We start from the raw sequence: 16716 nt of genomic DNA, 5'->3' as shown, positions 1-16716 counted from the left end.
ACAATTTTTAAAATATATCTACAAATTTTCAAAGGATATCTACAATTCCATCCTTAAAGATGCTTGCTAATCACAATCCGCTGAATCTCGCTCGTTCCCTCATAAATCTCCGTCACTTTGGCATCGCGGAAGTAGCGCTCAACCGGATAATCCTCCGTATAGCCGTAGCCGCCGAAGACCTGAATCGCTTCTGTCGCCACCTCAACCGCTGTTCTTGTTGCAAAAAGCTTCGCCATCGACGCTTCCATACCGCACTTCAAGCCTTGCCCACGCAAATCTGCAGCTCGGTAGACTAGTAATCTAGCAGCCTCCACATTTGTTGCCATGTCGGCAAGTTTAAACCCGATGCCTTGTTGGGCGGCAATCGGTTTCCCAAACTGATGGCGCCCCTTCGCATATTCGGTTGCGGCCGACAGTGCGGCTTCGGCAATTCCAAGCGCCTGGGCGGCAATTCCGATGCGTCCGGCATCGAGGTTCGCCATCGCAATTTTAAAACCTTCGCCCTCAGCACCAAGCAAGTTCTCAACCGGAACGCGCATATCCTCAAATGTAAGCTGTACCGTTCTCGAGCCATGCAGGCCCATTTTCTTCTCGTCCTTGCCAATCACCAGTCCAGGGGTATTTTTTTCTACAATAAAAGCAGATACCCCTTTGGCGCCCAATTCCGGATTAGTTTTTGCAAAAACGATGTAAACATCGGCCTCGCCGCCATTGGTGATGAAGACCTTGGAACCGTTAATCACATAATGGCCGCCGTCGCGAACCGCCCGCGACTTCATGCTGGCAGCATCCGACCCGGCGCTCGGCTCGGTTAAGCAAAAGGCCCCAAGATACTCGCCTGAAGCAAGCTTTGGTACGTACTTTTGCTTCTGGTCCGCCGTTCCAAAGTAAAGAATCGGGTTCGTACCAACAGAGGTGTGTACCGACAAGATCACACCCATTGTCGCGCTGACCTTGGAAAGCTCGTTGATCGCGATGATGTAGGAGGTGAAATCCATCTCAGCACCGCCGTATTGCTCTGGAACCGGGATGCCCATTAAGCCTAGCCCGCCCATTTTGCGGAGAATCTCACGCGGAAATTCCCCTTTCTCCATTTTTTCTATAAACGGCGCAACTTCAATGGCGGCAAAGTCGCGCACCATTTTGCGCATCATTTCTTGCTCTTCTGTAAATGTAAGATTCATGCTGAACTCCCCTTTTGGAGAAAGTAGTGTGACCGAACTCATTTTTAAAGCCCCTTTCTCGAGGATACTGTATTCTTTGCTTGAATCTTGCTACCCCTATTTTTAAGACCCCTACTGCTATTCTTGAAAAATTTCTCTCCCGAGTAGACCATATCGTTATCTCTATCTTTCTATTTTTGTAAAATTTGACGACTTCAAAGCTTATTCGTATACATAAAATCCGCGTCCAGTCTTCTTACCCAGCCAGCCTGCTTTTACATATTTACGCAGCAGCGGGCATGGGCGGTACTTGTCATCGCCAAAGCCTTCGTGCAATGTTTCCATGATGTAAAGGCAGGTATCCAAACCGATAAAGTCAGCAAGCGTTAACGGTCCCATTGGGTGATTCATGCCAAGCTTCATTACTTCATCGATGGCTTCCTTCGTGGCTACGCCCTCGTACAATGTATAGATGGCTTCGTTAATCATCGGCATCAGCACGCGGTTGGCAACGAAGCCAGGGAAGTCGTTTACCTCTACAGGAACTTTGGATAACGTTTTTGTCATGTCCTCGATGACCTGATACACTTCGTCAGCCGTTGCCAAGCCGCGGATGATTTCTACCAGCCTCATGACAGGCACCGGATTCATGAAGTGCATGCCGATGACCTTTTCCGGGCGCTTCGTTGCTGCTGCGATTTCCGTAATCGGCAGCGAGGAGGTATTGCTTGCTAAAATCGTATGAGCCGGCGCAATTTCGTCTAATTGTGCAAAGATTTTTGTTTTGATTTCCATGTTTTCAACAGCTGCTTCGATGACTAGATCCACGCCGGATGCGTCTTGCAGGTTTGTTGATGGAGTCAGGTTGCTAAGCACCTCTTGCTTTTGCTCCTCGGTCAAGCGGCCTTTGTCAACGTTGCGGGATAGGTTTTTGTTGATTACTCCGAGTCCGCGCTCAACAAATTCCGATTTCAAATCGTTTAAAATAACCTTATAACCAGCTTGTGCACAAACCTGGGCGATTCCCGAGCCCATTTGGCCAGCCCCAATTACCATTACCTTTTCAACTTTCATGTTTTCCCCTCCGATTTTCGGGGCCGGAAATGAAATCCGGCCTTGATTTTTGTATTATTTTTGCGTATCGACAGTAAGGATGTCTTATGCGACAGTTATGGTCACTTATACGACAGTAACGACGCCTTATACGACAGTTACTGCCGCCCGCCGGTCTGCCTTTCAGCAAAGTTGTTTACCTCTTCGGCACCTCAATCATAATCGCATCGCCCTGGCCGCCGCCGCTGCAGATGGCCGCGATGCCGATCCCGCCGCCGCGGCGCTTTAACTCATGCAACAAAGTAATGATGATTCGCGCTCCGCTTGCGCCAATTGGATGGCCAAGGGCAACCGCACCGCCGTTGACATTGACTTTTTCCGGATCCAAGCCGGCGATTTGGCCGCTTGCCAGCGCTACGGCCGCAAACGCTTCGTTAATTTCAAACAAGTCAATTTCCTCAAGGCTTCGGCCTGTTTTTCGTAAAATTTCATTGATAACAAGTCCCGGTGTTTGCGGGAAGTCCTTGGCTTCTACCGCAATCGCAGCCTGACCGATGATGACCGCTTCTACCCGCCGGCCTTCATGCTCCGCACGTTCCTCGCTCATCAACACGAGTGCACCGGCTCCATCATTGACCCCAGGTGCGTTTCCGGCTGTGATGGTACCTTCGCCATTAAACGCCGGTCCAAGCTTAGCTAATTTTTCTATAGAAGTGTCTTTCCGCGGCGCTTCATCATGCTCGACTACTACCGTCGCCCCTTTGCGCTGCGGCACCTCCACCTTCACAATCTCTTCGGCAAACTTGCCGCTCTCGATTGCTTCAATGGCCCGCTGGTGGCTTCTTAATGCCCACTCATCCTGTGCTTCGCGGCTAAGCGACATCTCTTCAGCAGTCGAGTTTCCGTACGTTCCCATATGCACGCCGGTAAAGCTGCAGCTCAATCCATCGTGAATCATCAAATCCTGAACAGCCGCGTCGCCCATTCTTAGGCCCCACCTTGCTTTTGGCAAAATGTATGGTGCATTTGACATTGATTCCATACCGCCTGCAACAATCACTTCTTCATCGCCGGCGCGGATGATTTGGTCAGCAAGCGTGACGCTGCGTAAGCCTGATGCACAGACCTTGTTAATCGTTTCTGTTTTCACTTCCCATGGCAGCCCAGCGCCCCGCGCAGCTTGGCGGGATGGGATTTGCCCTTGTCCACCCTGCAGGACTGATCCAAATATCACTTCTTGCACGTCTTCCGGATTCACATTAGCACGTTGTAACGCTTCTTTAATGGCTATACCGCCTAACTGAGAAGCGCTAAAGCCGCTCAATGCCCCGCCCAATTTACCAAAAGGCGTTCTAACCCCGCTTAAGATAACCGTTCTGCTCATTCAAAACATTCCTTTCCCCTGTTTTTATTTCAAAAAACAATTATGCCTTTTCCCAATTTTCAGTCACCGGTACATAAAAAAATGGGAGCGTGCTGATTTCATCATCGACTGAACGCTCGCTCAACACTGCTGCAAAAACTAACGCAGGTCCAGGGGATCACCCTGCCCACGCATTTAATTTAAAAAGGAAATGTAAGCGTTTTAATCCACTTATTCTATTTTACAAAAAAAATAGCAGAAGTTGAATTGTTTTACACAAAATTCCTAAAATTTTTTCGCGTGTATGCAATCAACCTCTGCTATTTTAAAATTCAATTTTCAGTCTTACGATGCCACTGCCGCAGGCTCGCCGCAGACAGCTTTTTCAAGAAGCTCAGCCACGTCGTAGGTAGCAACCTTGTCTTCAACCTCTTTCGCCTTCGTACCGTCTGACAGCATTGTCAAGCAGTATGGACAGCCGGAGCTAATGACAGATGGGTTCACCGATAATGCCTGCTCTGTACGTGCCACGTTGATGCGGTGTCCTGTTTCTTCCTCCATCCACATCAAGCCGCCGCCGGCGCCGCAGCACATTCCTTTGTCACGGTTCCGTTCCATTTCCACCAGCTTCACGCCTGGGATGGCCTTCAAGATTTCACGCGGCGGATCATAAACGTCGTTGTAACGTCCTAAGTAACAAGAATCGTGGAACGTTATCGTTTCGTTTACTGCATGCTTTGGCTTCAAACGGCCATCGCGGACAAGTTCGAAAAGAACCTCCGTATGGTGGTAAACCTCAGCCTGCAACCCGAAATCAGGGTATTCATTTTTGAAAATATTGTAGGCGTGCGGGTCAATCGTAACGATTTTCTTAACCTCAGCCTTTTCGAATTCTTCAATGTTTTTCGCAGCAAGATCCTGGAACAGGAACTCGTTTCCAAGACGGCGGACCGTGTCGCCGGAGTTCTTTTCTTTGTTTCCAAGGATAGCGAATTTCACGCCTGCTTCATTCAACAATTTAGCGAAGGACAACGCAATCTTCTGGCTGCGGTTGTCGTAAGAGCCCATTGAGCCAACCCAGAACAGGTACTCGAACTCTTCGCCAGCTTTGTTCATTTCTTTGACAGTCGGCACATGAACATCTTCACGAGCTTCGCGCCATGTTTCGCGCTCTTTTCTGTTCAAGCCCCAAGGGTTGCCCTGACGCTCGATGTTAGTGATCGCGCGCTGTGCATCGGCATCCAATTTTCCTTCTGTTAAAACTAGGTAACGGCGAAGGTCGATAATCTTTTCAACGTGCTCATTCATAACCGGACATTGGTCTTCACAGTTACGGCAGGTTGTACAAGCCCAGATTTCTTCTTCGGTGATGACATCGCCGATCAGGCTAGGGCTGTAGATGGAAGTTGCTGCTGTTTCGGAAGCACCTTGTCCTGCAGCGGCAAGCGCTAGCTGGTTGCCCTTTGTACCGGAAAATGCAAATGTTGGTACCCACGGCTGTTTTTGCGTCACAGCCGCACCGTAATTGGTGAGATGATCACGCATTTTCACGATTAAATCCATTGGCGACAGCATTTTGCCTGTGCCGGTTGCCGGACACATATTTGTACAGCGGCCGCATTCTACACAAGCATAGAAGTCCATCATTTGCAGTTGTGTGAAGTCTTCAATTTTTCCAACGCCAAATGATTCAGCGGTTTCGTCCTCGAAGTCAATCTTTCTCAATTTACCTGCCTTATCCAAACGATTCAGGTAAACGTTTGCAGGACCGGCGATTAAGTGAGCGTGTTTTCCCTGCGGCACATACACTAAGAATGCCAATAAGAAAATCAAGTGCAACCACCATGCTACATAAAAGATGGACACTGCTGCTGTTTTGCCGATCCCGGCGAAGATGATTGAAATGAGAGATGCCACTGGTTCTGCCAACGAAGTTTCTTCACCATGCCAGATGATGCCCATTCCGTTTCCTAAAAGCACCCAAACCATTAAGCCGCCGATAAAGATTAAGACAAGACCTGATTTAAAGCCTCTCTTTAAGCGGACAAGTTTCTCAACATAACGGCGATGGAATGCCCAGAAAGTTGCCACTAAAATGACTAAAGTGACGATCTCCTGGAAGAATGTAAATGCCGGATAAAGCGGTCCAAGTGGAAGGTGGGATCCTGGTGCAAGCCCTTTCCAAATAAAATCGATCGCTCCAAATTGAACAAGAATGAAGCCGTAAAAGAACATAACGTGGATGGCACCACTCTTTTTATCCTTTAAAAGCTTCTTCTGCCCAAATACCATGACCCAGATTTTTCGCATACGTTCTTTGACATTGTTGTCAAACTCTTCCTTTTTGCCAAGCTTCATATATTCGATCCGTGTTTTGACAACATAGACGAACAGGCTGAGCGCGTAAGCGGTTACGGCCAAGAAGGCAATAAGGTTGACCCATAAAAGTCCATTCATGAAATAAGCCCCTTTCGTTGATTTCTCCCCTAATTTTTTACTAGATGTTCAAAATAGTAAATTTTCTGAATTACCTTAACTCTATTATAATATGAATGAGCATTCAGTCAATGAATTTTTGCAAACTTATAGAAATGTTTGTAGTTGGAAAAACTAACGAAACTGATTGGAGGAAGGTTTTCCAATGAATTTTTTCGTCATTTTTTTCGGAATTGTCTTACTTTTCATTATATGGCTTATTCTGGACTTTTGTCTAGGGCGACAGAAGCATCATTCTTCTGTAAGAAAAATGGAAACTCCCATCCTGCATGGTGATTTTGACATTTTTCCTCATGGTAAGGAACTGTTTCACGACTACTTCTCCGTGCTGCGCGAGGCAGAAAGACATATCCATGTGTTGTTTTATATTGTAAAGGATGATGCCTTTAGTCAGGAATTTCTTTCAATTTTAAAAGAAAAAGCACGAACCGGAGTTGAGGTTCGCTTGCTGCTGGACCGGCTTGGCAGCTGGAAAGTAAAAGGAGCTGAGATAAAAGAGCTACGCGCGGCGGGGGTAGAGTTTGCCTTCAGCAATCCGGTAAAGCTCCCCTATCTTTTTTACTCGATGCAGGTCCGGAACCACCGTAAGATTTCGATTATAGATGGGCGAATTGGCTATCTTGGCGGGTTTAATATCGGGAAGGAATATATTGACGAAGAACCTAGCCTTGGCCCATGGCGTGATTATCATCTAAAAATCAGCAGTGAAAGCGTCAATTTTCTACAAAGTGAGTTTCTGATTGATTGGGAGCGATGCACAGGGGTTGACTTGCAAGGTGAGTCGAAATATTTCCCGAAATTGCCTAAGGGCGCCGTCCGCCAGCAATTTATTCCGACAGAAGCCGATCAGCTGGAATGTATGTTTATCAGTCTCATTCAATTGGCTGAAAAATCGATTACCATCGGCACACCTTACTTTATTCCAAGCAGGAAGATTTTTGCGGAGCTGCGGAAGGCGGTACAGCGGGGCGTCTGTCTGACCATCATTGTACCGGAAGTTTCTGACCACGCACTCGTGAAAGAGGCTTCGTTCAAGTATTTACGAACGCTGCTTCGCGAAGGCGCATTGGTTTATCAGTATAATAAAGGTTTTTACCATGCCAAAACCATTGTCATTGATAACAAGGTCGCCGACATCGGTACTGCCAACTTTGACCAACGCAGCCTCTTTTTAAACCAAGAAATCAACTGCTACATCTACGACTCAAGTTTTATTGACAGAATAAAAGGCATACTGGACAAAGACATCCACGACTCCACCCGGCTCACACTCGAGCAACTGAACAAACCAAACTTAGCCAGATCGATGAAAGAAGCTGTTGCTGGAGTGGTTTCTTACTTTTTATAAGGCCTCAGGCACTGGCGTGAACATTTGGGGTGAACTATTTCTATGGGAGGTGGGAGTAATGAGAATTCGCTTTGGGTATGTTTCGCATGCGATTAGTTTGTGGGATGCCTCTCCTGCCAAGACTCTTACCTTTGCGCGGTATCAACAGCTGAACTCTGAGGAGCGGGCGGCTAAACTCCGCGAGATTACGAAACAAAATCTGAACCACACACTGCGGATGCTCCATTATAATGTGGCTCATGAGCTGGAACTGTACCGATTCTCCAGCTCGATTGTTCCGCTTGCCACCCATCCGGAGGTGCGCTGGGACTTCGTCGCCCCATTTCGCAGCGAGTGGCAGGAAATTGGCGACCTTGTGAAAAAGCACAACCTAAGGGTCAGCTTTCACCCGAACCAATTTACCTTGTTTACCTCGTCAAAGCCGCAAATTACGGAGAACGCGGTGATCGACATGACCTACCATTTTCAAATGCTGGATGCCATGGGAATTGCGGCGGAAAGCTTGATTAACATCCATATCGGCGGTGCTTATGGTGACAAACAGCATGCCCTTTCCCGTTTTCATCAAAACCTGAAAGCCTTGCCTGCTCATATAAAAAATATTATGACCTTAGAAAATGACGACAAAACGTATACCGCAGAAGAGACGCTGGCTGTATGTGAAGAAGAGACGATTCCGTTCGTTTTTGATTACCATCACCATATGGCCAATCCTTGCACCAAGCCGCTTGAGGAACTGCTGCCACAGATTTTCCAAACCTGGTCCCATAGGCCGAGCCTCTTGCCGAAGGTACACATCTCCTCTCCCAAGTCGGAAAAGGAATACCGGTCCCATGCGGATTTCGTCGACCCTGAGTTTATCATGCCCTTTTTAAAAATGCTGAAAGAGGCTGGAAAGGATGTTGATTTCATGATTGAGGCGAAAGCAAAGGATCAAGCCTGCTTGAAATTGGTGGAGGACTTAAGCAAGATTCGCGGCTTTAAGCGGATTAGTGGAGGTGCGCTAGAAATTAAATAACTCCAGTAAAAAGAGTCCCCGACCCCGGAGACTCTTTTATTCTTCAATTAAGTTTAAGACAGGAACATCCTGCTCATGTTCAGGATCCGTCCTGGAATATATCCGCGCCATTTTCGATGCTTCGTCCACATGCTGGATAATGACCGGCGTTCCCTCATAGGTCACATTAATCATATCCGCGGATTCCAAAATTTCCTTCGCTCTGCCTACATTCATGCGTTCGGTCCACTCCTCACAAATAAGTACACTATTACTATTTGCATTTTTTTGGAGGGTATTCATATTTTTAGGGACTATTTGATAAAAATCAAGGGCCGTTAATCTATTTTTGTGCGTCATTTTTTGTTTACTTGTCAGTTTCTGGAATATACTCGCCAACTTTTTAAATTACTCGCCTAATACCAACATTTACTCGTCTGTTTTACCAGTTTACTCGCCAAAACCCCCAATTTACTCGCCAACCCCAATAAAAAGGCCCCCTTTTCAAAAAAGGAGGCAATTCAAATTGGATAACAATGCGCTACATTTTTTCCGGTGCCGAAACCCCAATCAACGCCAGCGCATTCCGTAACGTAATCTGCACAGCGTTCACCAATCCAAGGCGTGCCTTAGTCCGCTCAGGCTCACCAGCCTCGAGCACCTTTTCCGCATTGTAAAAGCTGTGGAACGTCGAAGCCAATTCAAAAATGTAATTGGTAACCCGGTGCGGCACGCGCTTCAACGCCGCTTCACCAACCGCATGCGGGAACTCGCCCAACTTTTTCAACAATTCGATTTCCTTTTCAGAAGCCACCATTGAAAAATCAGCACCGGAATCAACTGCAAATCCCTGCTCCTCGCCAGACCGCAAAATGGAACAAATCCGCGCATGAGCATACTGCGCATAGTAAACCGGATTTTCATTTGACTGCGACACCGCCAAATCTAAATCAAAATCCATATGCGTATCCGAGCTGCGCATCGCAAAGAAATAACGCGTCGCATCGAGGCCGACCTCATCGACTAGATCCCGCATTGTGACAGCCTTTCCGGTCCGCTTCGACATCTTCATCTTCTCGCCGTTTTTATACAAATGAACAAGTTGGATGATCTCAACCTCGAGCGCCTCGCGGTCATAGCCGAGCGCCTGAATCGCCGCCTTCATCCTTGGTATATAACCGTGATGGTCCGCTCCCCAAATATTGATCAATTTTTCAAAGCCGCGCTCAAGTTTGTCCTTGTGATAGGCAATATCCGGCGTCAAATACGTGTAAGAGCCGTCCTGCTTAATCAACACGCGATCCTTGTCGTCGCCAAGTTCGGTGGAACGCAGCCAGGTTGCCCCGTCCTGCTCATAGATATAGCCGCTCTCCCGCAATGCCGCCAGCGCCGTGTCAATTTTTCCATTTTTATAAAGCGATGTTTCCGAATACCACACATCAAAGCGGACACGGAAGTCCTCGAGGTCCCTTTGGAGCTTTTTCATTTCGTATTTCAAGCCATATTCCCGGAAAAATTCAAAACGCTCTTCTTTAGAGACATTTACATATTTATCGCCAAACTCTTCCGCAAGCTGCTTGCCAATCCCCACAATGTCCGCACCGTGGTAGCCGTCCTCCGGCATTTCTTTTTCCAGACCAAGCGCTTGGAAATAGCGCGCTTCAACAGATAGCGCCAGGTTATTAATCTGATTTCCAGCATCATTGATGTAATATTCACGGGACACATCATAGCCAGCCTTGGCCAAAATGTTGCTTAAAGAATCACCGACCGCCGCACCGCGCGCATGTCCTAAGTGAAGGTCGCCCGTTGGATTCGCCGACACGAATTCCACTTGGATTTTCTGGCCGCGGCCAACTGTCGTCTCGCCATACTTATCCCCAGCCTGCAAAATCGTCGGAATCAGCTCAGTCAAATACGAATTATTCATGTAAAAATTAATAAACCCCGGCCCGGCAATTTCCATTTTTTCAATCGAAGCCTTGGAACGGTCGAAGTTCTCCACAAGGGCCTCGGCAATCATCCGCGGCGCCTTCTTCGCCACCCGCGCCAGCTGCATCGCCATGTTGGTCGAATAATCGCCATGTGCCTTCTCCTTCGGGGTTTCGAGAATCACATCCGGAATCTGCTCTTCGGACGCAAGCCCTGCCTTCAGCACCGCTGCCCGAATTTCCTCCTTAATCTTTTGCTGCACTTGTCCCACAATATTCATTTTTGTTCCTCCTGAAAACTTATTTCTAAATGGTATGTACCGGCAGGCGTTCCCTGCATGGCAAAATCATATAGGATGCTGATATGTCCGCTGCCATTTTCGAATGAATGGTCCAGTTTTCGCGCCTTCGTCGTTGTCTCGAACGTCCCAAACGCCAGCTCGTAACTGCCGCGAAGCTTCCGATTCAGTTGAAAGGGCAGGCGCATCTTCAAAGGGCCGCTTCTTAGGATTAGGGCCTCGTCTTGGGATGTTTTCACAATCGTGCGCACCATCCCCTCCTCCAGCACTTCCTCATACTGCAGGTAGGAAGCCTGATCTTTTTGAAAGTAGCGGCCAAACACCGTCAGTTCAAACGTCTCTTGGTCATCAATCGTTGTCTTCACGTTAATCTTTACAGGAATCTCCATGCTGCACTCCTCTTTAAAAAAAGGAACCTTGATAAGCTCTTTTTTCTCTGTCCATGTCTATAACATTGACTTACACACCGTTTCGCATACTTTTCCTATTATAAACATGGTTTACCTACAAATCAAAAGATGCCCACCCAAAAAAGGGCAGGCATCTTTTAGGGAGTCTGACCCCCATCGCTTTAACGCGTTACTCTATCGGGGGTCTGACCCCATGCAACACTTATTTCACCCAGCCAAGCAGCATTTCGCGAATCAGTTTGCTAGCTGTGTTGGCTGTTTGCTCGGATACATCGTAGATTGGCGCCACTTCAACAAGGTCGCAGCCGACCACATTTACCTCGGAACGGGCAATCGCATGAATCGAAGCAAGCAGCTCTTTTGAGGTGATTCCGCCCGCATCGACGGTACCAGTTCCTGGCGCATGCGCTGGATCGAGGACGTCGATATCGATTGTGACATATACCGGACGACCAGCAAGCTTCGGCAGAATTTCCTTTAACGGCTCAAGCACTTCAAACTTGGAAATATGCATGCCGTTTTGTTTGGCCCACTCGAATTCTTCCTTCATCCCGGAACGGATGCCGAAAGAATACACGTTGTGCGGCCCAATATGCTCAGCGATTTTACGAATTGGTGTAGAGTGCGATAACGGCTCACCCTCATAATTTTCACGCAGGTCGGTATGGGCATCCATATGGATAATCGCTAAATCCGGATATTTTTTAAAAACAGCCTTCATAACCGGCCAGGAAACTAGGTGCTCCCCGCCCATGCCAAACGGGAACTTCTCGGCAGCCAATACCTGGTCAATGAAATCTTCAATAATATCAAGGCTCTTCTGGGCATTCCCAAACGGAAGCGGAATATCGCCCGCATCGAAATATTTTACTTCATCAAGCTCGCGGTCGAGGTACGGGCTGTACTCCTCAAGCCCAATCGACACCTCGCGAATCCGTGCCGGGCCGAAACGGGAACCCGGGCGGTAGCTTACCGTCCAGTCCATCGGCATTCCATATAATACAACCTGACTCTCCTCAAAATTCGGGTGGCTCTTAATGTATACATTCCCCGAATACGCTTCATCAAAACGCATCATTTATTCCCCTTTCTAACGGAGGTACGCCCCCCAATACATCACCAGACCATTTTATTTCAACAAATCCCCCACAAATTTCGGCAGAACAAAGGCTGCCTTGTGGAGTTCTTTTGTGTAGTATCGTGTTTCGATGTCGTGGAAGCGGTCGTCGCCGACTGCGAGCGGATCGTATTTTTTCGATCCGATGGTGAATGCCCACAGGCCGCTTGGATAGGTTGGGATATTGGCAACATAAAGGTTGGTCAGCGGGAAAATTTCACGAACGTCACGCTGCACATTGCGAATCAGATCCGCTTTAAACCACGGGTTGTCTGACTGGGCCACAAAGATTCCGTCTTCCTTCAATGCCTTGGAAATCCCGGCATAGAATCCCTTTGTAAACAGGTTCACGGCGGGTCCAACCGGTTCAGTCGAGTCTACCATAATGACATCGTATTCATTTTCACTATTGGCAATGTGCATAAACCCATCATCAACGCGGACATCGACACGAGGGTCGTCCAGCCAGCCGGCAATCTCAGGCAGGAACTTCTTCGAATACTCGATTACTTTCCCGTCGATATCGACAAGCGTCGCCTTTTTCACACTTGGGTGCTTCAACACCTCGCGGATGACGCCGCCATCACCGCCGCCGACAACCAGCACATTCTCCGGATTCGGATGCGTAAATAACGGCACATGTGCGACCATCTCATGGTAGACGAACTCGTCTTTTACCGAAGTCATGACCATGCCGTCTAGCAAGAGCATGTTGCCCCACTCGGCTGTTTCTACCATTTCCAGCATTTGAAACTCGGTTTGTTCTGTATGTAAAGTTTGATTCACTTTCATCGTAATCCCAAAGTTCTCGGTCTGCTTTTCCGTAAACCAAAGTCCGCCCATCTAACCATCTTCCTTTCCTCTTTTTTCTAATAAACACTTCAAATTTATACTACCCAAACTATTGAATTACAAACACATGAAAAAGTCTAGCAAAAATGTTTCAAATTCCTGCAAAAAATTGTTTAAAAAGAGTCTATTTTTTCAATACTATTACTATCGGTTTTTTCCAAAATCCAAAATTTCCCGTCAGAACGGTATTACAAAAAAACAGGGGGTGAAGTTAGCATGGAAGTCATGACGAATCACGGTTTTCGAAAAACAGTTAAATATTTGCGTGCTCTAATCATCATCAGCTTGATTGGCATGATTTGTATGCTTGTACTTTTCCTCGGCGTCCTCGCCTATGCGAAAATACTAGGACCGCCGCCGCTCGCCGTTCCGCAGTCGACGTTATTCTTCGCTGACGACGGAACGCTGATCGGCGAAAGCAATAACGGCCAGAAGCGCTACTGGGCAAAGCTTAACGATATCTCTCCGGATCTCGTCAATGCGACCATCGCGATTGAGGATAAAAATTTTTACGAGCATCATGGGTTTGATTATAAGCGGATTGCCGGGGCAGTTCTCGCCGATATCAAGGCCTTCGCCAAGGTTCAGGGGGCAAGTACCATCACCCAGCAATACGCTCGGAACCTTTTCCTCGAGCATGACAAAACTTGGACGCGTAAGCTGACCGAAGCCTTTTATGCAATCCGCCTCGAGATGAACTATTCAAAACAACAAATTCTCGAAGGCTATTTAAATACGATTTATTACGGCAACGGAGCTTATGGGGTCGAAGCAGCCAGCCAATATTATTATGGTAAAAAAGCAGCCGACCTCTCGCTGGCAGAAGCAAGCCTGCTCGCCGGCATTCCGAAGGGGCCGGGCATCTATTCACCGCTCCGGTCTATCGAAAACGCGAAAGCGCGGCAAAACATTATTTTGCAAAGCATGGTGAAAAACGGATACATCAAGAAAGATGCAGCCCAAATTGCGGCCGGGCAGCGCCTTGTCTTCGTGGGGGAACACCCGACGGTTAAAGCAAGGACCGCCCCTTATTTTCAGGATGCGGTTAAAAAGGCCTTAAAAAATCAGCTTCATCTCGATGACCGGACCATCACCCTCGGCGGCCTAAAGGTCTATACGACACTGAACATGAAGCAGCAAGAGGCGGCAGAGCAGCAAGTCAATAAATATGTATCGAAGTCTTCGGAAATTCAAGTCGGCCTTGTCGCAATGGACCCGAAAAACGGCAATGTAAAGGCGATGGTCGGCGGCCGGGATTATGAAAAAAGTCCGTTCAACCGGGCCGTTCAGGCGGTCCGCCAGCCAGGCTCGACCATCAAGCCGCTCCTGTATTACGCGGCCCTTGAGCACGGCTTCACGCCCTCGTCAACGATGCGGAGCGAGTTTACGAAATTCCAATTTGACGACGGCCAGGCCGACTATACGCCGCATAATTTTAACAACAAATATGCTGACGGCGAGATTACTCTTGCTCAGGCCCTTGCCGTTTCGGATAATATTTTTGCCGTAAAAACCCACCTCTTTTTAGGGGAAGAAACATTAATTGATACAGCGAAGAAATTCGGCCTGTCCACCAAAATGTCGAAGGTGCCGTCACTTGCGCTGGGTACCTCAGGGGTGCGAGTGATTGAAATGGCGAACGCCTACAGCATGTTCGCCAATGGCGGCAAAAAGGTCAGCCCGAACCTGATTACGAGAGTGGAAGACTTTAATGGCAATGTCATTTTTGAAAAGGAAAATAAAGAAGAAAAGGTGCTGGACCCGGCCAAAGCGTTCGTCATGACACAAATGATGACCGGTGTGTTCGACCCTAAGCTTAGCGGCTATGCCAGGGTTACGGGAAGCACTATCATCAACGACTTGACCCGCCCCTATGCCGGAAAGTCCGGTTCGACGGAAACGGACAGCTGGATGATCGGCTTCTCGCCACAGCTGGTGACGGCCGTTTGGGCAGGCTATGATATCGGCAAACCGCTTGATGTTACTGCCGAGAAAACGTATGCGAAGAACGTTTGGGCGAATTTCATGGAGGAGGCTTTGGACGGCAAGCCCGTCAAAGCATTCAAGCCGCCAAAAGAGGGTGTCATCGGGCTTTACGTCGACCCGACGAACGGCAAGCTTGCGACCAGGGATTGCCCAGTCCGCCGCTTCACCTACTACGTGACTGGCACTGAACCAACCGAATATTGCACCGAGCATATCGGCAAAGGCGGTTCGAAAAAGCATGATAAGAATGGCGATGACCAAAAAACCCCATGGTATAAACGCATTCTTCCATGGAGTTAATGAACGGAAAAAGCTCCGGGTTCAGCCCCGGAGCTTTTTCCTGTCCTAGTCTTACAGTGTTTTCACACTTCTTATAATACTACCCATTTTTGAAAAAAACTACAAGAGTTTGACATCATTTATTTTTGTAAAAAAATGTTCATAATTAGGGTTAAAAAGGGGCTTGATTTTCCCTAAAATATTCTAATTAGCCTGCAAACCTTTTTTCAGTTCATCGGTCGAATTGTTCCATAAATCTTCGTTATGGCCGCGCAAGAAATCGGCTAGCACCTTTTTCGATTTGTCGTCCATATGTTCGACGATAATGTGGCGCTTCAGCGATTTATCCATGCGGTTGACGTGCTCTGGCAGCGACTTGTAGCCGCGGCGGATTTCCCGGTCAACAGTCATATAACAGGCTGTCACTCCAGCATAATAAGGACCTTCCGGCTTGCGGTCAACCGTCACCCACACAAGCCAATAAGGCTTGCCATTTGGCACATCATCCTGATTCGGGAGGAATTTGATCCCTTTTTCAACGACGCTGCGGGCATGCATCGCACCGACATCAATCTCTGCTTCCCCGGCATTGACGTCAATAATGACCGGCGAAACATTATCCAGGCTCAACGCCCCCTTGCCATAGCCCTTGTGCCCGTCCGTCGGGTCATTTTTAATAATATTAAAACCTAGTTTTTTCTTGTTTTCTTCCATTGATGCTATAAACCTCCTTTAAAAAAACAAACCATAAAAGAAATTGCTTAATCCACCAGCCACCCACGGGACGACAACATTAAAAATCGGCTGAATCGTATAGCTGTCGAGCGGTGTGATGACTAATATCAGAAAAATTAATATCCCATACTGTTCATATTGTGTCATTTTTGCCCGGACTTCATTGGGCGCCAAATCTTCCACAATCCGGTAGCCGTCAAGCGGCGGCAGGGGAAGAAGATTAAAAATAAACAATACCACATTGAGCTGAATAAAGATTTCAAAAAAATCATATAAACGATCTGGTGCATTGACCCCAAACCGGTTCAGCCCATAGGCGATAATAAAGCCGAGGCAAGCCAGCACCAAATTGCTCAGCGGCCCCGCGGCTGACACAAGCACTCCGGCAAGGCGCGGCTTTTTAAAGAAAAAGCGATTGACCGGAACAGGACGGGCCCAGCCAAAGCCAGCGATAAAAATTAAAATGGTCCCGAATGGATCAAGATGCTGCAGCGGGTTTAACGTCAGGCGGCCTTGCTTTTGGGCAGTGTGGTCGCCGAATTTATAGGCAACATAAGCATGGGCAAATTCGTGAAATGTAAAGGCAAACACGAGCGTAATCGCGACGTAGGGAATCAGCTCCAACGGGTATGCGAAAAATCGACTAAAACCTTCCAAATGGATTTCTCCTCTCTCGTGAAAAAACAG

At 47.8% G+C, this 16716-nt stretch carries 14 protein-coding genes; 3 read left to right on the top strand and 11 right to left on the bottom strand.

Annotated features, from left to right (window positions below; all coding sequences use genetic code 11):
- Positions 1–53 precede the first annotated feature (53 nt).
- From ACFPA1_RS24370 to ACFPA1_RS24355, 4 genes are all read right to left on the bottom strand, one after another.
- Positions 54–1184 carry an acyl-CoA dehydrogenase gene (locus tag ACFPA1_RS24370; protein ID WP_378586557.1) on the bottom strand — a complete coding sequence of 377 codons (1131 nt, stop codon included), beginning with the start codon at positions 1182–1184 and terminating at the stop codon, positions 54–56.
- A gap of 201 nt (positions 1185–1385) precedes the next feature.
- Positions 1386–2237, bottom strand: coding sequence for a 3-hydroxybutyryl-CoA dehydrogenase (locus ACFPA1_RS24365; protein WP_378586554.1), 852 nt, complete (start codon positions 2235–2237; stop codon positions 1386–1388).
- 175 nt (positions 2238–2412) lie between these two features.
- Positions 2413–3600 carry an acetyl-CoA C-acetyltransferase gene (locus ACFPA1_RS24360; RefSeq protein ID WP_378586552.1) on the bottom strand — a complete coding sequence of 396 codons (1188 nt, stop codon included), beginning with the start codon at positions 3598–3600 and terminating at the stop codon, positions 2413–2415.
- A gap of 324 nt (positions 3601–3924) precedes the next feature.
- Positions 3925–6036, bottom strand: a complete 2112-nt coding sequence (locus ACFPA1_RS24355; protein ID WP_378586550.1) for a heterodisulfide reductase-related iron-sulfur binding cluster — start codon at positions 6034–6036, stop codon at positions 3925–3927.
- A 184-nt stretch (positions 6037–6220) separates the two neighbouring features.
- Between ACFPA1_RS24355 and cls the strand changes: the two genes are divergently transcribed.
- Both cls and uvsE read left to right on the top strand, forming a co-directional pair.
- Positions 6221–7423, top strand: coding sequence for a cardiolipin synthase (gene cls / locus ACFPA1_RS24350; protein ID WP_378586547.1), 1203 nt, complete (start codon positions 6221–6223; stop codon positions 7421–7423).
- 58 nt (positions 7424–7481) lie between these two features.
- A complete protein-coding gene (gene uvsE / locus ACFPA1_RS24345) occupies positions 7482–8441 on the top strand; it encodes a UV DNA damage repair endonuclease UvsE (RefSeq protein ID WP_378586544.1) in 960 nt (319 codons plus the stop codon).
- A 36-nt stretch (positions 8442–8477) separates the two neighbouring features.
- Here uvsE and ACFPA1_RS24340 read toward each other — a convergent pair whose 3' ends face one another.
- The 5 genes from ACFPA1_RS24340 to speE form a co-directional block, all read right to left on the bottom strand.
- Positions 8478–8657 carry an H-type small acid-soluble spore protein gene (locus ACFPA1_RS24340; protein ID WP_213117100.1) on the bottom strand — a complete coding sequence of 60 codons (180 nt, stop codon included), beginning with the start codon at positions 8655–8657 and terminating at the stop codon, positions 8478–8480.
- Positions 8658–8961: 304 nt separating this feature from the next.
- Positions 8962–10632, bottom strand: coding sequence for an arginine--tRNA ligase (gene argS, locus ACFPA1_RS24335; RefSeq protein ID WP_378586542.1), 1671 nt, complete (start codon positions 10630–10632; stop codon positions 8962–8964).
- Positions 10629–11039, bottom strand: a complete 411-nt coding sequence (locus ACFPA1_RS24330) for a DUF1934 domain-containing protein (RefSeq protein WP_378586539.1) — start codon at positions 11037–11039, stop codon at positions 10629–10631. The genes argS and ACFPA1_RS24330 overlap by 4 nt, the downstream gene beginning before the upstream one ends.
- A 223-nt stretch (positions 11040–11262) precedes the next feature.
- A complete protein-coding gene (speB, locus tag ACFPA1_RS24325) occupies positions 11263–12135 on the bottom strand; it encodes an agmatinase (RefSeq protein WP_213148108.1) in 873 nt (290 codons plus the stop codon).
- A 54-nt stretch (positions 12136–12189) separates the two neighbouring features.
- On the bottom strand, positions 12190–13020 hold the full coding sequence (speE, locus tag ACFPA1_RS24320) for a spermidine synthase (protein ID WP_213147945.1): 831 nt from the start codon (positions 13018–13020) through the stop codon (positions 12190–12192).
- Between the two features lie 225 nt (positions 13021–13245).
- Between speE and ACFPA1_RS24315 the strand changes: the two genes are divergently transcribed.
- Positions 13246–15315 (top strand): transglycosylase domain-containing protein, encoded by a 2070-nt coding sequence (locus ACFPA1_RS24315; protein WP_378586535.1) that lies wholly within the window; start codon positions 13246–13248, stop codon positions 15313–15315.
- A gap of 183 nt (positions 15316–15498) precedes the next feature.
- Here ACFPA1_RS24315 and ACFPA1_RS24310 read toward each other — a convergent pair whose 3' ends face one another.
- Positions 15499–16008 carry a YwhD family protein gene (locus ACFPA1_RS24310; protein WP_213147943.1) on the bottom strand — a complete coding sequence of 170 codons (510 nt, stop codon included), beginning with the start codon at positions 16006–16008 and terminating at the stop codon, positions 15499–15501.
- An 18-nt stretch (positions 16009–16026) separates the two neighbouring features.
- Positions 16027–16686: a site-2 protease family protein gene (locus ACFPA1_RS24305; RefSeq protein WP_213147942.1), complete on the bottom strand. Its 660-nt coding sequence runs from the start codon at positions 16684–16686 to the stop codon at positions 16027–16029.
- Positions 16687–16716 lie beyond the last annotated feature (30 nt).

This window comes from Neobacillus sp. GCM10023253 (assembly GCF_042653105.1).
In the GTDB taxonomy this organism is placed as follows: Bacteria; Bacillota; Bacilli; order Bacillales; family Cytobacillaceae; genus Neobacillus; species Neobacillus citreus.
The sequence above is the reverse complement of the archived record's forward strand: the minus strand, read 5'-3'. Positions and strand labels throughout refer to the sequence as shown.